Annotated in this window: 18 protein-coding genes; 4 read left to right on the top strand and 14 right to left on the bottom strand. The window is 53.1% G+C overall.

All coding sequences use genetic code 11. The features are described 5' to 3' along the window. The first annotated feature begins 129 nt into the window (after positions 1-129). Together pagP and cspE are read left to right on the top strand one after the other, a co-directional pair. A complete protein-coding gene (pagP, locus tag AM410_RS00535) occupies positions 130-747 on the top strand; it encodes a lipid IV(A) palmitoyltransferase PagP (protein ID WP_014169108.1) in 618 nt (205 codons plus the stop codon). A 190-nt stretch (positions 748-937) separates the two neighbouring features. After that, entirely contained in the window at positions 938-1,147 is a 210-nt protein-coding gene (cspE, locus tag AM410_RS00530; RefSeq protein ID WP_002439184.1) for a transcription antiterminator/RNA stability regulator CspE, read from the top strand. A 220-nt stretch (positions 1,148-1,367) separates the two neighbouring features. Here the strand turns inward: cspE and crcB are convergent, their stop codons facing one another. Further along, positions 1,368-1,751: a fluoride efflux transporter CrcB gene (gene crcB, locus AM410_RS00525; protein ID WP_014169110.1), complete on the bottom strand. Its 384-nt coding sequence runs from the start codon at positions 1,749-1,751 to the stop codon at positions 1,368-1,370. A gap of 67 nt (positions 1,752-1,818) precedes the next feature. Between crcB and AM410_RS00520 the strand changes: the two genes are divergently transcribed. After that, complete coding sequence (locus AM410_RS00520) at positions 1,819-2,607, top strand: deaminated glutathione amidase (protein WP_073395745.1); 789 nt, start codon at positions 1,819-1,821, stop codon at positions 2,605-2,607. 126 nt (positions 2,608-2,733) lie between these two features. Then, positions 2,734-2,940 carry a twin-arginine translocase subunit TatE gene (gene tatE / locus AM410_RS00515; RefSeq protein WP_073395747.1) on the top strand — a complete coding sequence of 69 codons (207 nt, stop codon included), beginning with the start codon at positions 2,734-2,736 and terminating at the stop codon, positions 2,938-2,940. Between the two features lie 81 nt (positions 2,941-3,021). Here the strand turns inward: tatE and lipA are convergent, their stop codons facing one another. The 13 genes from lipA to lptE form a co-directional block, all read right to left on the bottom strand. Further along, positions 3,022-3,987 carry a lipoyl synthase gene (gene lipA / locus AM410_RS00510; RefSeq protein WP_108647343.1) on the bottom strand — a complete coding sequence of 322 codons (966 nt, stop codon included), beginning with the start codon at positions 3,985-3,987 and terminating at the stop codon, positions 3,022-3,024. A gap of 207 nt (positions 3,988-4,194) precedes the next feature. Next, complete coding sequence (locus tag AM410_RS00500; protein WP_020885001.1) at positions 4,195-5,148, bottom strand: YbeF family transcriptional regulator; 954 nt, start codon at positions 5,146-5,148, stop codon at positions 4,195-4,197. Positions 5,149-5,439: 291 nt separating this feature from the next. Continuing rightward, positions 5,440-6,081 carry a lipoyl(octanoyl) transferase LipB gene (gene lipB / locus AM410_RS00495; protein ID WP_073395749.1) on the bottom strand — a complete coding sequence of 214 codons (642 nt, stop codon included), beginning with the start codon at positions 6,079-6,081 and terminating at the stop codon, positions 5,440-5,442. 95 nt (positions 6,082-6,176) lie between these two features. Further along, the gene (gene ybeD, locus AM410_RS00490) at positions 6,177-6,440 is read right to left on the bottom strand and encodes a DUF493 family protein YbeD (protein ID WP_003858718.1); all 264 of its coding nucleotides are present in this window, start codon (positions 6,438-6,440) and stop codon (positions 6,177-6,179) included. A gap of 105 nt (positions 6,441-6,545) precedes the next feature. Next, positions 6,546-7,757: a D-alanyl-D-alanine carboxypeptidase DacA gene (gene dacA, locus AM410_RS00485; RefSeq protein ID WP_014169116.1), complete on the bottom strand. Its 1,212-nt coding sequence runs from the start codon at positions 7,755-7,757 to the stop codon at positions 6,546-6,548. A gap of 139 nt (positions 7,758-7,896) precedes the next feature. Next, the gene (gene rlpA / locus AM410_RS00480) at positions 7,897-9,009 is read right to left on the bottom strand and encodes an endolytic peptidoglycan transglycosylase RlpA (protein ID WP_025204674.1); all 1,113 of its coding nucleotides are present in this window, start codon (positions 9,007-9,009) and stop codon (positions 7,897-7,899) included. A gap of 16 nt (positions 9,010-9,025) precedes the next feature. Next, on the bottom strand, positions 9,026-10,138 hold the full coding sequence (gene mrdB, locus AM410_RS00475; RefSeq protein ID WP_014169118.1) for a peptidoglycan glycosyltransferase MrdB: 1,113 nt from the start codon (positions 10,136-10,138) through the stop codon (positions 9,026-9,028). Positions 10,139-10,140: 2 nt separating this feature from the next. Continuing rightward, positions 10,141-12,042: a peptidoglycan DD-transpeptidase MrdA gene (mrdA, locus tag AM410_RS00470; protein ID WP_108647342.1), complete on the bottom strand. Its 1,902-nt coding sequence runs from the start codon at positions 12,040-12,042 to the stop codon at positions 10,141-10,143. Positions 12,043-12,070: 28 nt separating this feature from the next. Continuing rightward, on the bottom strand, positions 12,071-12,538 hold the full coding sequence (gene rlmH / locus AM410_RS00465) for a 23S rRNA (pseudouridine(1915)-N(3))-methyltransferase RlmH (RefSeq protein ID WP_003858701.1): 468 nt from the start codon (positions 12,536-12,538) through the stop codon (positions 12,071-12,073). A gap of 3 nt (positions 12,539-12,541) precedes the next feature. Then, the gene (gene rsfS, locus AM410_RS00460) at positions 12,542-12,859 is read right to left on the bottom strand and encodes a ribosome silencing factor (RefSeq protein ID WP_003858696.1); all 318 of its coding nucleotides are present in this window, start codon (positions 12,857-12,859) and stop codon (positions 12,542-12,544) included. Positions 12,860-13,129: 270 nt separating this feature from the next. After that, positions 13,130-13,795 (bottom strand): nicotinate-nucleotide adenylyltransferase, encoded by a 666-nt coding sequence (nadD, locus tag AM410_RS00455; protein ID WP_159082264.1) that lies wholly within the window; start codon positions 13,793-13,795, stop codon positions 13,130-13,132. Further along, the gene (holA, locus tag AM410_RS00450) at positions 13,788-14,819 is read right to left on the bottom strand and encodes a DNA polymerase III subunit delta (protein WP_073395750.1); all 1,032 of its coding nucleotides are present in this window, start codon (positions 14,817-14,819) and stop codon (positions 13,788-13,790) included. Before holA ends, nadD begins: the two co-directional genes overlap by 8 nt. After that, positions 14,819-15,388, bottom strand: a complete 570-nt coding sequence (gene lptE / locus AM410_RS00445) for an LPS assembly lipoprotein LptE (RefSeq protein ID WP_025204672.1) — start codon at positions 15,386-15,388, stop codon at positions 14,819-14,821. The genes holA and lptE overlap by 1 nt, the downstream gene beginning before the upstream one ends. Positions 15,389-15,396: the final 8 nt, after the last annotated feature.

The following is a 15,396-nucleotide window of genomic DNA, read 5'->3' as shown; positions in this document are numbered from 1 at the left end:
GCCTAATAAAGGCTTACTTTTATTGTGCTTATTATGGGGTGAAGGTATGTTCCTCTCAGAATATTCCCAGGAAGACGCTGATTAATTAGGAATAACGCTGATGCTGTTAAGCTTTGATTAAACTATTTTATGGTAAACTTTGCCTCGAATACTAAGAATGGTAATTGCATTGTGATTGTACGTAATAAATTTTTCCTCATTTTGTTGTTTATTTTTGGGCAGTTAGCATTGTCGTCTGTTGCACACGCCGAGAGCAATGCAACCGATAAAGGCTGGTTCTCCACCTTCACTGATAATGTGTCGCAGACCTGGACTGCGCCAGAGCATTATGACCTGTATGTTCCGGCAATAACGTGGCATGCGCGTTTTGCCTATGACAAAGAAAAGACTGACAAATATAACGAGCGCCCGTGGGGGGCTGGTTTTGGTCAGTCGCGTTGGGACGAAAAAGGGAACTGGCATGGCATCTATCTGATGGCCTTTAAAGATTCCTTTAACAAGTGGGAACCAATCGGGGGTTATGGCTGGGAGAAAACCTGGCGTCCGTTAGCCGATGAAAACTTCCATGTGGGGCTGGGCTACACCGCCGGTGTGACCGCACGCGACAACTGGAACTACATTCCGATTCCGGTGCTGCTGCCTCTGGCCTCTATCGGCTATGGTCCGGCAACGTTCCAGATGACCTATATCCCGGGGACATACAACAACGGTAACGTTTACTTCGCCTGGATGCGTTTTCAGTTTTAACTGAAAAAACGTCACGTGGTGGTGAAAAAATGCGCAGCCGTTGATTCCGTTGAGATAAAAAACCGTCAGCAGAAATTAACGCGACTTTAGTCACTTTTTATCAAAGAACCGCTGGACAAAAGGTCCCACAATTGATGTACTGGTACCCGACACAGCATTTGTGTCGTTTTTTAATGTAAAGGTAATTTTGATGTCTAAGATTAAAGGTAACGTTAAGTGGTTTAATGAGTCCAAAGGATTCGGTTTCATTACTCCTGAAGATGGCAGCAAAGACGTGTTCGTACACTTCTCTGCAATCCAGTCTAATGGTTTCAAAACTCTGGCTGAAGGTCAGCGTGTAGAGTTCGAAATCACTAACGGTGCCAAAGGCCCTTCTGCTGCTAACGTAATCGCTCTGTAATTCAGACGCGTCAGCAAGAATTTCAAAACCCGCTCACTGAGCGGGTTTTTTTTCGCGTTGAATCAGCTAAGCAGATACATTTTGAGGAAGCTGGCAACGATCAGCACGTTCAACAACACCACACCTGCGCTCATCAGGTTCTGTTTCATTCTGTCACCCTCGTTCAGTATTGCGTTCAGAGTGACAGAGAAAAATTAAGCCAACATTAACGCAGCGTCTGTTAGTGCGTCGTGGCGGAAGAAAATAGCCAGAATGCGATCCCCGTCATCGCAAAGGAGCCGAGCATATTAATCGCAATGTTCATCAGCGCCCAGCCGACACGCCCTTCCTGAAACAGGAAAACCACTTCCGCCGAGAACGTGGAGAAGGTGGTTAAACCGCCGCAAAAGCCGGTGGTAATTAATAGCTTCCACACGGGATCGATATGCGTCATACGGTTAAACCAGGCCAGCCCCACGCCAATAATGAAAGCACCTATCAGGTTAGCCGCCAGCGTACCCATTGGAATAGCCTGATGCAGGGGATTAAAACGCATACTCAAAAACCACCGCGCAACGCTACCCGTACCCCCACCAATAAAAACGGCTAAAAGTAGTTGTAACACTGTAAATACCTGCTATTTGATGTGTAAGAGTGGCGAGTTTAACGCGGTTTTTGCTGAGGGGACAAATATGTATGTTGCGGTAGGACAGTTTGCGGTTACGCCTGACTGGCAAGAGAATGCAGATAGATGTGTCTCTCTGATGAGGCAGGCCCGCCTGAAAGAAGCATCCTTGCTGGTGCTGCCGGAGGCGCTGCTGGCAAGAGATGACCACGACCCGGACCTGTCGGTGAAGTCTGCCCAGCCTCTGGACGGCGGATTTTTGCAGCACCTGCTGGCGGAAAGCGTGGGCAATGGTTTGACCACCCTCTTTACGGTGCATGTCCCCTCGACGACGGGACGGGCGGTAAATACGCTCGTGGCCATCCGTGACGGCGCGATCGTTGCGCGCTATGCCAAACTCCATCTTTATGATGCCTTCAGCATTCAGGAATCGCGGCGGGTGGATCCGGGAGACAGCATCCCACCGCTGCTTGATGTCGATGGCTTTAAGATTGGGTTGATGACCTGCTACGACCTGCGTTTTCCTGAGCTGGCACTTACGCTCGCGTTAAAGGGGGCTGACGTGCTGGTAGTGCCTGCCGCGTGGGTCAAGGGGCCGCTTAAAGAGCAGCACTGGGCAACGCTCCTTACAGCGCGTGCGCTGGATACTACCTGTTATGTTGTGGCCTCGGGGGAGTGCGGCAATAAGAACATTGGGCAGAGCAGGGTGGTGGATCCGCTGGGTGTTACGATAGCCGCTGCGGCGGAAGCCCCGGTTTTGCTGATGACAGAGTTACAGCGGGAGAGGATTACGCTTGCACGGCAGCAATTACCGGTTCTTCGCAACCGTCGGTTTGCGCCACCGCAATTATTGTGATGTTTTTTTCAACAATGCTTGATTCACCTTGTTACAGATTGCTATTGTGTGCACGCGTCAAATGACCGTTAATACAATCAGGTTTTTGGCGCTGAATGCAGCCTGGTTTATGTAAAGAAGGTATCTATGGGTGAGATTAGTATTACCAAACTGCTGGTGGTTGCCGCACTGGTCGTCCTGCTGTTTGGTACCAAGAAGTTACGCACGCTGGGTGGTGACCTGGGTGCCGCCATCAAAGGCTTTAAGAAAGCGATGAACGACGATGATGCGGCTGCGAAGAAAAGCGCCGAGGGTGGTGACATCCCGGCAGAGAAGCTTTCTCACAAAGAGTAACGGCAATGCCTGAGGGCTTGCGAAAAAAAACCGGCTCAAGAGGCCGGTTTTTTTGTATTACTGTAAGTGAATATTACAGTCTTATTTCACTTCTTCGCCTTTTGCCTGCATATCGGCATGGTAAGAGGAGCGAACAAATGGGCCGCAGGCTGCGTGGGTAAAGCCCATCGCCAGCGCTTCGGCTTTCATCTCATCAAACTCATCCGGGCTCACGTAGCGCTGCACGGGCAGGTGGTGGCGGCTTGGCTGCAGATACTGTCCCAGCGTCAGCATGGTCACACCGTGGCGGCGCAGATCGCGCATCACTTCGATGATCTCAGCATTCGTTTCACCGAGACCAACCATCAGGCCTGACTTGGTGGGAATATGGGGATGCGCTTCTTTAAAACGCTCCAGCAGCTTCAGAGACCAGTTATAGTCCGCACCAGGACGTACCTGGCGGTAGAGACGCGGCACGTTCTCCAGGTTGTGGTTAAACACGTCTGGTGGCGTCGCGGTCAGGATGTCCAGCGCGCGATCCATACGGCCGCGGAAGTCTGGAACCAGCGTCTCAATTTTGATGTTCGGGCTTTTCTCGCGAATAGCGGTAATGCAGTCAGCGAAGTGCTGAGCACCGCCATCACGCAGATCGTCACGGTCAACGGAGGTAATAACGACATAACGCAGCGCCATATCGGCGATGGTCTGCGCCAGTTTCTGAGGTTCGTTAGTGTCGGGCGCTACCGGGCGGCCATGAGCCACATCGCAGAACGGGCAGCGGCGGGTACAGATGGCACCCAGAATCATAAACGTCGCGGTACCGTGATTGAAACATTCAGCAAGGTTCGGGCAAGAGGCTTCTTCACAGACGGAGTGAAGGCCGTTCTTGCGCATCGCCGCTTTGATCCCCTGGATACGCGAAGAGTCAGCCGGAAGTTTGATTTTCATCCATTCCGGTTTTCTTAACAGCGCTTCGCGCTCTGTAGCCACGTTTTTAACCGGGATAAGGGCCATTTTATCGGCATCGCGGTATTTAACACCGCGTTCCATCACAATGGGTTTACTCATAGCGTGCGTGTTCCAGTTGCGAATATCGAAGGAAAGCGTTTCTATTCAAGGGAATGTTGTATTTATCAACTATTTTTGAACGAACGACAGGCAGTATATCATTGAAACGGTCGGTAAAGCAGCCTGCCAGGTCGCCAATTTGTAAAATAGTTGTTGTTTTGTGCGTTTTGCCCGGCAGGGGGCAGGGGCTTGTGCTGTATCAACCTGTCAGAAGGCCTGGCGGATGACGCGGATAACGTTTTCCAGCACCGGATCGCGCAAGCTGAGTTTGTTGTAATGCAGTGAAATCTCGATAGATTCCGCATTGAGCTGGTTGAGAGGAATGCTCTCCAGCGGCCAACATTTACGCAACAAGGTATACAGACGCGAAGGCATGATGCAGAGCATGTCGCTGCTGCCAATCAGGGAGGCAGTGGTGAACATATTGTAACTACTGAAGCTGATCTGGCGTTCCGGGAATATCTCATCGATTCGCTGACGCAGCGCATGATTGGACTGTCCTTCGGTCATGAAAGACGAATGATCGTAGTTGCGCAGATTTTCAATGGTCAACGGCCCGCTCAGGGCGGGATGCTGCTGGCGGCACACCAGCACCAGGTTATCCGCATACAGGACATGTTGTCCGAGCGCTCGGGCGCTAAAGCTGCCGCTTTCTATAATCAGGTCGGTCTGAAACTGAGCAAGCTGAATATCAGGCTCGTTGAGCGGCACATTTCGCAGCAGGAGCTGGGGAACATGCTCTTTGATCGCCTGAAAAATAGCGGGCATCACCAGCACGCCGACAGACGGGGTGCAGCCGATAGTGATGGTTCTCTGTTTGTCATAGCTGCCGGTTAAATCCAGCGCACCCAGAATCGACTCCAGCCCCTGGCTGATGTACTCATGCAGATGGGTAGCGTAGGCCGTCGGCGTAACCCCCTGGCCCTTACGAATAAATAACGGGTCGGGAAATATAGCGCGCAGTTTTTGAATTGACTGGCTTATTGCTGAAGGCGTGAGATTAAGAATTTTCGCAGCATTAACGATACCCTTATGGACATATACTGCCTCAAAAATAGTCAACAAATTGAGATCAATATTACGTAAAGTCCGAAAAATTTGTGGCTTGTCCTCACCACCGGGGTCATTCAGTCGTTTGGCTGGTAAATTATTATACTCCACGCTTTCACTCCGTATACATTCACATTATGAATGATAGTTGAATTTATTTATTATGCTTGTAGAGATTCGTAAAGTGTTGGTTTTGTTTCACTTGTTTATCAAAAACAAACAGTTGTGTGATTATCACGCAAGTTACTTACGCCCTGTATGCAGTTCTGGCTGGAGGCTAAATAATATGTAGCGGTAATATTCGGGCGCTTCGAAAATATAGAATAAGCGGATTATTGTAAAGCGTAAAAGCGGTAAATAAACAGTGGCTCGTCAAATAATCGAGCCATGATGCATGATATATTAAGCAGTGATATATTCGGAAGATGGATTGTTAAGTAGGGCTAAAACGTTCTTCAAAAGCACGGGACGAATATTCTCGGGCGTTGCGCTTTCAACCCACTGGCACATTTGCGTCATCTCCATTCCGGCGTAGCCGCAGGGGTTTATGCGCTGGAAGGGGGTAAGATCCATATTAATATTCAGTGCCAGCCCATGGAAGGAGCAGCCCTTGCGGATACGCAGCCCCAGTGAGCAAATCTTACTTTCTCCCACATAGACGCCCGGCGCATCGGGACGCGGATGGGCTTCAATACCGTATTCCGCCAGCGTGTTAACCACGGTTTGTTCCAGCAGGGTAACCAGTTCGCGAACGCCGAGCTTTCTGCGCTTCAGGTTCAGCAGAACGTACATCACCTGCTGCCCAGGTCCGTGGTACGTGACCTGCCCACCGCGATCGCTTTGAATTACCGGGATATCACCCGTCATCAATAAATGTTCCGCTTTTCCCGCCTGTCCCTGTGTAAATACCGGCAGGTGTTCGACCAGCCAGATCTCATCAGGGGTGGTGTCATCGCGTGAATCGGTGAAGTCATGCATGGCCTGGGAGACAGGCTCGTAAGGTTGCAGCCCGAGATGACGGACAAGAATTTTATCCTGATACAAAAGGACGTCTCCGAAGACGAGGGACAAAAGGTGAGGGAGAGTATATCACAAGCGGGGAGGCGGGTTACCCGGCAAACCGGGTAACCGCAGAGGGACTACAGCACCATACGAACAATTTCGATATTGCCGAGCTCTTCGTACAGCGTCTCAACCTGCTCAATGTGGGTTGCGGTAATGGTAATGGATACCGAGTGGTAGTTGCCCTTGCTGCTTGGTTTTACTGACGGAGAGTAGTCACCCGGCGCATGGCGCTGTACCACTTCAACCACCTGATCAACCAGCTCAGGTTTCGCCAGACCCATTACTTTGTAGGTAAACGGGGTAGGGAATTCAAGCAGTTCGTTAAGTTTGGTTTTCATGTCAGCTCCGGCGTAACGTCAAAAAGAATAACTCCCACGACAGGTGGGAGTTATCAGGATATCTAGTATATGGGGATCAAAATCACACTTTCAAGTGTTCAATTTTTAGCCAAACCAGTGATGGAACATCAATTTAATGTAATCAATGATTTTGCCGAAGAAATTGCCTTCCGGGATTTCTTGCAGAACCACCAGCGGACGCTGATCGATGGTTTTACCATCCAGCTGGAAGTTGATGGTGCCCACCACCTGGTTTTTCTGCAGTGGCGCGTGCAGCTCAGTGGTGTTCAGCACGTAGCTGGCTTTCAGATCTTTCATGCGACCACGAGGAATGGTCAGGTACAGATCTTTATCCACGCCAAGGGAAGCACGGTCGTTATCACCGAACCAGACTGGCTCAGAAGCAAACTCTTTACCGGCTTTCAGCGGGTTCACGGTTTCGAAGAAACGGAAGCCCCAGGTCAGCAGTTTCTTGCTTTCCGTCTCACGACCTTTGAAGGTACGACCGCCCATCACGGCAGAGATCAGACGCATCTGGCCTTCGGTGGCAGAAGCAACCAGGTTGTAGCCAGCTTTATCGGTATGGCCAGTTTTGATGCCGTCAACGTTCAGGCTGTTATCCCACAGCAGGCCGTTACGGTTGGTCTGACGGATACCGTTGAAGGTGAACTCTTTCTCTTTATAGATGGAGTATTCGTTCGGCACGTCACGGATCAGCGCCTGACCAATCAACGCCATATCACGTGCGGAGCTGTACTGACCATCTGCGTCCAGACCATGTACGGTCTGGAAATGGCTGTTCTTCAGACCCAGCGCGGTGACGTAGCTGTTCATCAGACCGACGAAGGCATCCTGGCTTCCTGCGGCGAAATCGGCCATTGCCACGCACGCATCGTTACCGGATTGCAGGTTAATACCACGGATCAGCTGAGAAACAGGAACCTGCATGCCCGGTTTCAGGAACATCAATGATGAACCTTTAAATACCGGGTTGCCGGTTGCCCACGCATCGTTACCGATGGTGACCAGATCCGTTTCTTTGAACTTCCCTGCTTTCATGGCCTGGCCGATAACGTAGCTGGTCATCATTTTGGTCAGGCTGGCCGGATCGCGGCGGGCGTCGGCATTCTGTTCAGCCAGCACTTTGCCAGAGTTGTAGTCGATCAGGATATACGATTCCGCGTCGATTTGCGGAACGCCAGGGATCATGGTCTTGATATTCAGGTCATCGGCGTGAGCTGCAGAGAGAGCAGTTGCGCAAAGGGCCGTGGTCAGCGCCATGCGCTGCACAAAACGAGCAGAAAAAGTGGTCTTCATGGTCAGAACAACGACATCCGTGATGGAATTAAAAAAAGTGCCTTACTATAGCAAATGCTATTCAGGCAGGCATCCGACTTTAAGCATGAGTTTGTGAATGTGTTTTACACAAATTGACACTTTGGATGCCGCCAGTTCATTATTTCGCAACAGCGATAAATGATTGTAGTTGGGCTTCATTTTGCAGGCGCTGCTGCAGAGACGCTGCCTGCGATTTGCTGGCAAACGGCCCCATCTGAATACGCCATACTGCGCCGTTTTGCGCAACGCGTCCCGGAACACCAAACTGCTGGCTCAGACGCTGTTGATACTGCTGCGCACGGGCCTGATCGCTTACCGCCCCAACCTGAACCACAAAGCCGCCACTGGCCGCCGCCGGAGCCGCAACCGGTGTGCTTTGCGCCGTCGCCGGAGCCGTTACGGGCGCAGGCTCTGTGGCAGGAGCGGCAACAGGAGCCGGTGCTGGCGTTGGTTCGCTGCCTTCCAGCACGCCGGTGGCTAACGTTGTCGGCGCGCCCAGGAAGCCGCTACTCTTTACCGGCGCACCCGTCGTGTCTTCGCTCTGCAGCGTATCATTGCTGATTGGGCGCACTTCTCCTGCTGGCTGAGAAGGCTCTGCCGGAGAAGAGACGCTTCCCATGCCGCCGTCCAGGTTCGGGCGGTCGGGAAGGGCGTAAGTCTGTTTCGCCACCGTCGTACACGCGGTACCTGGCCCGGAGAGGGTGCCATCCTGCGCCACGATAATCGGGTCAATACGGACTTTGGTATTGTTCGAGGTGTTCAGGCGGTCTGCAGCCGCGCGTGACAGGGAGATCACCCGGTCGTTACCGTAGGGACCACGATCGTTAATGCGTACCACGATCATACGACCATTCGCCAGGTTGGTGATACGGGCGTAGCTCGGGACAGGCAGGGTCGGGTGAGCCGCCGTCAGTTGCATCGGATCGAACGCTTCGCCGGTCGCCGTCAGGTTGCTGCCTGGCTCGGCATCATAAATGGCGGCAAAGCCAGCCTGGCTAAAGCGGGAGGGATCCTGAACAATTTTGTAGCTTTTGCCATCGCGCTCGTAATCCTGATTCGCGCTGGCATTGAGCGGTTCATAAACGGGATCGGCACCGCTGATTTCAACGATCGGGCCATTACAAACCGCAGGCTGCGGCGGCGCGACGGTTGCCTGTTGCTGACCATCATCACTTGTGCAGGCCGCAAGTAAACTTGCCGCAATGCAGATCCCCAGCCACTGCTTACGCATTCCGATCCCCTTATTTTTATACGCTTTTTGACAACATTTTTCTGTGGGTATGGATCGACATCACGATACCAAACCCGGCCATCAACACGATCAGTGCCGAGCCTCCGTAGCTCACCAGCGGGAGCGGGACGCCAACAACCGGCAGAATACCACTCACCATACCAATATTTACGAAGACATAAACGAATAAAATCAGCATCAACCCGCCTGCCATCACGCGGCCAAAGGTGGTTTGCGCACGCGCGGCGATCCACAGCCCTCGCATGATCAACAGCACATACAGCGCCAGCAGAATCAGGATGCCAACCAGGCCCAGCTCTTCCGCCAGAACCGCAAAGATAAAGTCGGTGTGGCGTTCCGGTAAGAACTCCAGCTGGGACTGGGTGCCGTGCAGCCAGCCTTTACCGCGCAGGCCGCCGGAACCGATCGCAATCTTGGACTGAATAATATGATAGCCCGCACCCAGCGGATCGGTTTCCGGATCGAGCAGCATCATGACGCGTTGTCGCTGGTAATCATGCATCAGGAAGAACCAGAGAATCGGGATGAATGCTGCCACCAGCACGACTGCAATGCCAATCAGACGCCAGCTTAAACCCGACAGGAACAGGACAAACAGGCCGGAGAGGGCGATAAGAATCGAGGTACCGAGGTCAGGCTGCGCCGCAACCAGCAGCGTCGGCAGGAAAATCAGCACCAGCGCAATGGCGGTATTTTTCAGCGAAGGCGGGCAGACGTCACGGTTAATAAAACGCGCCACCATCAAGGGAACCGCTATTTTGGCTATTTCAGAGGGCTGGAAGCGGACAACGCCCAGATCCAGCCAGCGCTGTGCGCCTTTAGAGATGGCCCCAAAGGCATCTACCGCAACCAGCAGCACAATACAGAATATGTACAGGTACGGTGCCCAGCCTTCGTAGACCCGCGGCGGGATCTGCGCCATGACCACCATAATGACCAGACCCATCGCGATCTGGCCGATTTTGCGCTCCATCATGCCGATGTCCTGGCCGCTGGCGCTCCAGATAACCAGGGCGCTGTAAACCAGCAGAGCCAACAGGATCAGCAGCATGGCTGGGTCGATGTGGATTTTATCCCACAGCGATTTCTTATTTGGATTATCCGTCATGATTATTGGTCCTCCGCCGCAGCGGCGGCCGGGTTTTCAGCCGGCAGTTCGGTGTTGTTATCACCCAGCATAATGTGGTCGAGGATCTGGCGCATGATGGTCCCCACGGCCGGACCTGCGCCGCCGTTTTCCAGAATCATCGCCACCGCAACCTGCGGGTTATCATAAGGGGCAAAGGCCGTCATCAGCTTATGGTCACGCAGACGTTCAGCAATGCGGTGCGCGTTATAGGTTTCATTGGCTTTCAGACCGAAGACCTGCGCAGTACCGGATTTGGCGGCCACTTTATACGGTGTGCCGGCGAAATACTTATGTGCGGTCCCGTTCGGGCGGTTCGCCACGCCGTACATACCGTCTTTGGCAATTTCCCAGTAACCGGAATGAATGTCACCCACCGGGGCCTCATGCGGTTGGATCCACGGCACTTTTTTGCCGTCTTCAACCGTACTTTGCAGCAGGTGCGGAACTTTCACTACGCCATCGTTGATGAGGATCATCATCGCTTTGTTCATCTGAATCGGGGTCGCCGTCCAGTAGCCCTGACCGATACCCACCGGAATGGTATCACCCTGATACCACGGCTTCTTAAAGCGCTTCAGCTTCCACTCACGGGTTGGCATGTTACCGGAACGTTCTTCTGAAAGGTCAACGCCGGTGTAATGTCCATAGCCGAATTTGCTCATCCACTCTGACAGGCGGTCAATGCCCATGTCATACGCAACCTGGTAGAAGAAGGTATCCGCAGATTCTTCCAGCGATTTGGTAACGTTGAGGTGACCATGGCCCCATTTTTTCCAGTCGCGATAGCGTTTTTCAGAGCCTGGTAATTGCCACCAGCCCGGGTCAAACAGACTGGTATTGCGGTTGATGACGCCCGCGCTCAGCGCAGAGACCGCCACGTACGGTTTTACCGTTGACGCTGGCGGGTAAACCCCTTGTGTGGCGCGGTTCACCAGTGGCGTATTCGGGTCATTGAGCAGACCGGAATAGTCTTTGCTGGAGATACCATCGACAAAGAGGTTCGGGTCGTAGCTTGGCATGGACACCATCGCCAGAATGCCGCCGGAACGCGGATCGGTGACGACAACGGCAGCACGGCTGCCCGCCAGTAGGGTTTCAATATACTGCTGCAGCTTGAGGTCGAGCGTCAGGTAGACGTCATGCCCCGCCTGCGGTGGCACTTCTTTGAGCTGGCGAATGACGCGGCCACGGTTGTTAACTTCAACCTCTTCATAGCCGGTCTGCCCGTGCAGGACATCTTCGTAGTAGCGTTCGATCCCCAGCTTACCGATATCGTGCGTCGCCGCGTAGTTCACCAGTTTGCCGTCTTTATCGAGGCGTTCAACGTCTTTATCGTTGATCTTGGAAACGTAACCAATGACATGCGTCAGCGCGGAACCGTAAGGGTAGTAGCGACGCTTGTAACCTTTCACTTCCACGCCGGGAAAACGATACTGGTTCACGGCAAAGCGGGCCACCTGGACTTCCGTCAGGTTCGTTTTAACCGGAATTGAGGTGAAACGGTGGGAGCGGGCACGCTCTTTTTTGAACGCGGCGATATCATCGTCGGTCAGATCGACAACGCCTTTTAGCGCTTCAAGCGTATCCTGCACATTATCGACTTTTTCCGGCATCATTTCGATTTGATAAATGGTGCGGTTTAACGCCAGCGGAGTGCCGTTACGGTCGTAGATAATGCCGCGGCTGGGCGCGATGGGCACCAGCTTGATACGGTTTTCGTTTGAACGCGTCTGATAATCGGTAAAGCGGACAATTTGCAGATTATAGAGGTTGGCGATCAGCACGCCGGTAAGCAGCAAAATCCCCGTAAAGGCGACCAGCGCCCGGCGCACAAACAGCGCGGACTCAGCCGTATAGTCGCGAAAAGAATTCTGTAGTTTCATCCGCTGCTTAATCTACCCTGGTCAGTCACTACTCGCGGTGATATGGGTGGTTGGTAGTAATGCTCCACGCGCGATACAGGCTTTCTGCCACCAGTACCCGAACGAGCGGGTGGGGAAGCGTCAGCGCGGAGAGAGACCAACTTTGTTCTGCCGCCGCTTTGCAGGCAGGAGATAACCCCTCAGGCCCGCCAATCAACAGACTGACGTCACGACCATCCTGCTTCCAGCGCTCCAGTTCGTGCGCCAGCTGCGGCGTATCCCAGGGTTTACCTGGAATATCGAGGGTGACGATGCGGTTTTTGCCTGCGGCAGCCAGCATCAGCTCTCCCTCTTTATCGAGAATACGTTTGATATCGGCGTTCTTGCCGCGTTTCCCGGCGGGAATTTCCACCAGTTCGAACGGCATGTCTTTTGGAAAACGACGCAGATATTCAGTAAAACCGGTTTGTACCCAGTCCGGCATTTTGGTGCCGACGGCGACCAGTTGCAACTTCACGCATTAACCCCAGAGTTTTTCCAGCTCATACAGGCGACGACTCTCTTCCTGCATGACATGGACAATCACATCGCCGAGATCGACAACCACCCAGTCAGCGGTCGCTTCACCTTCAACGCCAAGCGGTAACAGGCCTGCTGCACGCGATTCCTGAACAACGTGGTCGGCAATCGAAACAACATGACGCGTTGAAGTACCGGTGCAGATAATCATGCAGTCGGTGATGCTGGATTTACCCTTAACGTCGATAGCGATGATGTCCTGACCTTTCAGGTCATCAATTTTGTCGATAACAAAATCCTGGAGTGCTTTACCCTGCAAGTTTTCCCCCTGGGGTGAATGAGATTGTATAACTATGAATTCGTGGCCAGACAGTATACCTGAACTGACGCCAGTGTCGGGACAAATGTCTCCGGCCGGGCTTTTGAAGGCGGGTATCATCCCACCCTCCGCCTGAGATTGCATCGCCATTTTTGTAAAACAATTTCTGTAAAGCAATGATCGGCGGGAAAGTCTGGCAGCGGAGGATAACAGTATGGCTTAACCTGTCAAGGCAGGATAATCATTACGCCGCTTTTTCATGCGCCCCCGCTATGCGTCTGCGCTTTTCTGATACAACCCATGCGCGTGAATGTAGTCCAGCACAGCTGATGGCAGCAGATCGTCACAGGCTAATCCCTGCTGCAAACGCTCGCGAATGAGGGTCGCAGAAATATCGAACCACGGCGTCTCTGCCAGATAAATCTTCCCGGCAGGCTGGTTGTGCAAGTCTTCAATATTGTCTGTGAGATGCGTCTCAAGCCACTGCTGGTACTGCTCTTCTCGCATGGTCAGCGGATAGCCCGGACGGCGACAGACAAGCAGGTGGCTGTTTTCCAGAATGGTTTCATACTGGTGCCAGGTGGGAAAATTGAGCAGGGAGTCCTGACCAATAATAAAGGCTAGCGGCGTGTCCGGCCCTTGCTCGGCTCGCCATTCCTGCAGCGTTTGCGACGTCCAGGACGGTGTGTTGCGGCGCAGTTCTCGCTCATCAAGGCTAAAAAGCGGTTTATCCGCGATAGCCAGAGTGAGCATCTCTTTTCTTTGCTCGCTGCTCGCCTCAGGTTGCGGACGGTGTGGCGGCACATTATTGGGCATGATGATTACGCGCTGAAGGCCGATCAGATTCGCCAGAATTTCAACCGGCTTCAGATGTCCGTAATGGACCGGATCGAAGGTGCCACCGTACAGGGCCTGTAAAGAATGCATACTATCCATCGATAAATACGTCTGCCAGCGCCTTATGGCAGAGCAGCAGAGAGAGACTTTCCAGCTCCGCCCAGACCGACTGACCATAATCTTGTTTCAACGTAAGCTCAGCGCGCATCAGAAGCTGCACGGCCTGACGCAGCTGTTCATGACTCAGGCGGTTGATGGCCTCGGTGGTCATCGCCCGACGGTTTTGCCACACCCGATGTTTATCAAACAGCGAACGTAATGGCGTATGTGCAGACTGACGTTTGAGCGTAATCAGCAGTAATAATTCACGCTGAAGAGTGCGCAGCAAAATAACCGGTTCGCTACCTTCCAGGCGCAGCTGTTGCAATATATGCAGGGCGCGTTTGCTTTTCGCTGCCAGCAGCGCATCCACCCAGTGGAAGGGCGTAAAGTGCGCGGCATCGTTAACGGCCTGCTCCACGCGTGGCAGTGTCAGCTTACCGTCTGGCCAGAGCAGGGAGAGCCTGTCCAGCGCCTGCGCCAGTGCCAGCAGGTTGCCTTCATAGCAGTAACAGAGGAGCTGGTTTGCGGCGTCGTCCAGCTGAAGATTGTTTTGCTTCGCTCTTGTCGCGACCCATTTTGGCAGATGGGCTTGCTCAGGCGTCTGACAGGTCACCATAACCGCATTGGCCGCGAGCTGGCTAAACCAGGCCGCGTTTTCCTGCGCTTTGGTGAGCTTGTTGCCGCGCACAATAAACAGCAGATCGCTGTGCAGCAGACTGACCAGCGTTGCCAGCTGTTCATTGATGGCCGCGTTAGGGCCATTCTCCGGTAGCAGGATCTGGATGGTCTGGCGCGATGCGAAGAGGCTCATCGCCTGGCAAAGCGAGAAGAGGGCATTCCAGTCGGTGTTGTTATCCAACTGGACGGTGTGGTGTTCATCAAAGCCCTGCGCGGCCGCCGCCTGTCGGACGGCATCCAGGCTTTCCTGAAGTAATAACGGATCGTTTCCGAGAAGCAGATACGCCGCGCGCAGCCCTTCATTGAGCTGCGCGCGGAGTTGTTCAGGATACAGCCTGATCATCAGTTACCCATGGAGGCAGAAACAGGAGGCGTGGTGGCATCCGGTTTTTCGATGATGTCAGAACCCTGTTTCGTTGACGCGGCAACGCCCGGCAGCTTACGGATCAGCTGCTCTGCGGCCTTATCGTACATTTCGTTAATGATAATCTGCTGCTCGGCGTCTTTTGCCAGAGCCGTCTGCGGGTTATCGAAGAACGAACGGTACACTTTCGTGCTGATTGGGTAGATGTCTTTACCCGGGATCAGAACGGAGGCATTAACCGACAGGACCATCTGATACTCTGCGGTACGGCCGTCCTGGAAAATGGACGCCGTGTCTTTGGCTAAGGTTGAGCCCAGAACGCGCAGGGATGGAACATCCTGACGTAACGTCCCTTTCTCAATCAACTCAACATCGTTAAGCCGCAGCTGGTTTCGAATTGCCCGGCTGAGTGGACCATTCGGATCCGATGAGTCGAAAATCATCGTTTTCATTTCAGCAGGCACTGCCGTGGTATTGCGCAGATGCCAGCCACAACCAGCGGTGACAAGCACCGCCAGAGATAAGAGTATTGTTGCCAGTTGTCGCACGTTTCCTC

Origin of the sequence: Enterobacter cloacae complex sp. FDA-CDC-AR_0164 (assembly GCF_003071645.1) — a bacterium.
GTDB lineage: Bacteria > Pseudomonadota > Gammaproteobacteria > Enterobacterales > Enterobacteriaceae > Enterobacter > Enterobacter ludwigii.
Note: the sequence above shows the minus strand (reverse complement) of the source record. Positions and strands in the feature narration are given on the sequence as shown.

What these genes read in the sequence shown, in the direction of transcription:
- holA (WP_073395750.1), bottom strand. Translation starts at nt 14,819, where the DNA reads ATGATCAGGCTGTATCCTGAACAACTCCGCGCGCAGCTCAATGAAGGG.
- ybeD (WP_003858718.1), bottom strand. Translation starts at nt 6,440, where the DNA reads ATGAAAACCAAACTTAACGAACTGCTTGAATTCCCTACCCCGTTTACC.
- dacA (WP_014169116.1), bottom strand. Translation starts at nt 7,757, where the DNA reads ATGAAGACCACTTTTTCTGCTCGTTTTGTGCAGCGCATGGCGCTGACC.
- lipA (WP_108647343.1), bottom strand. Translation starts at nt 3,987, where the DNA reads ATGAGTAAACCCATTGTGATGGAACGCGGTGTTAAATACCGCGATGCC.
- nadD (WP_159082264.1), bottom strand. Translation starts at nt 13,795, where the DNA reads ATGGATAGTATGCATTCTTTACAGGCCCTGTACGGTGGCACCTTCGAT.
- AM410_RS00520 (WP_073395745.1), top strand. Translation starts at nt 1,819, where the DNA reads ATGTATGTTGCGGTAGGACAGTTTGCGGTTACGCCTGACTGGCAAGAG.
- tatE (WP_073395747.1), top strand. Translation starts at nt 2,734, where the DNA reads ATGGGTGAGATTAGTATTACCAAACTGCTGGTGGTTGCCGCACTGGTC.
- mrdA (WP_108647342.1), bottom strand. Translation starts at nt 12,042, where the DNA reads ATGAAACTACAGAATTCTTTTCGCGACTATACGGCTGAGTCCGCGCTG.
- pagP (WP_014169108.1), top strand. Translation starts at nt 130, where the DNA reads ATGGTAAACTTTGCCTCGAATACTAAGAATGGTAATTGCATTGTGATT.
- mrdB (WP_014169118.1), bottom strand. Translation starts at nt 10,138, where the DNA reads ATGACGGATAATCCAAATAAGAAATCGCTGTGGGATAAAATCCACATC.
- cspE (WP_002439184.1), top strand. Translation starts at nt 938, where the DNA reads ATGTCTAAGATTAAAGGTAACGTTAAGTGGTTTAATGAGTCCAAAGGA.
- rlpA (WP_025204674.1), bottom strand. Translation starts at nt 9,009, where the DNA reads ATGCGTAAGCAGTGGCTGGGGATCTGCATTGCGGCAAGTTTACTTGCG.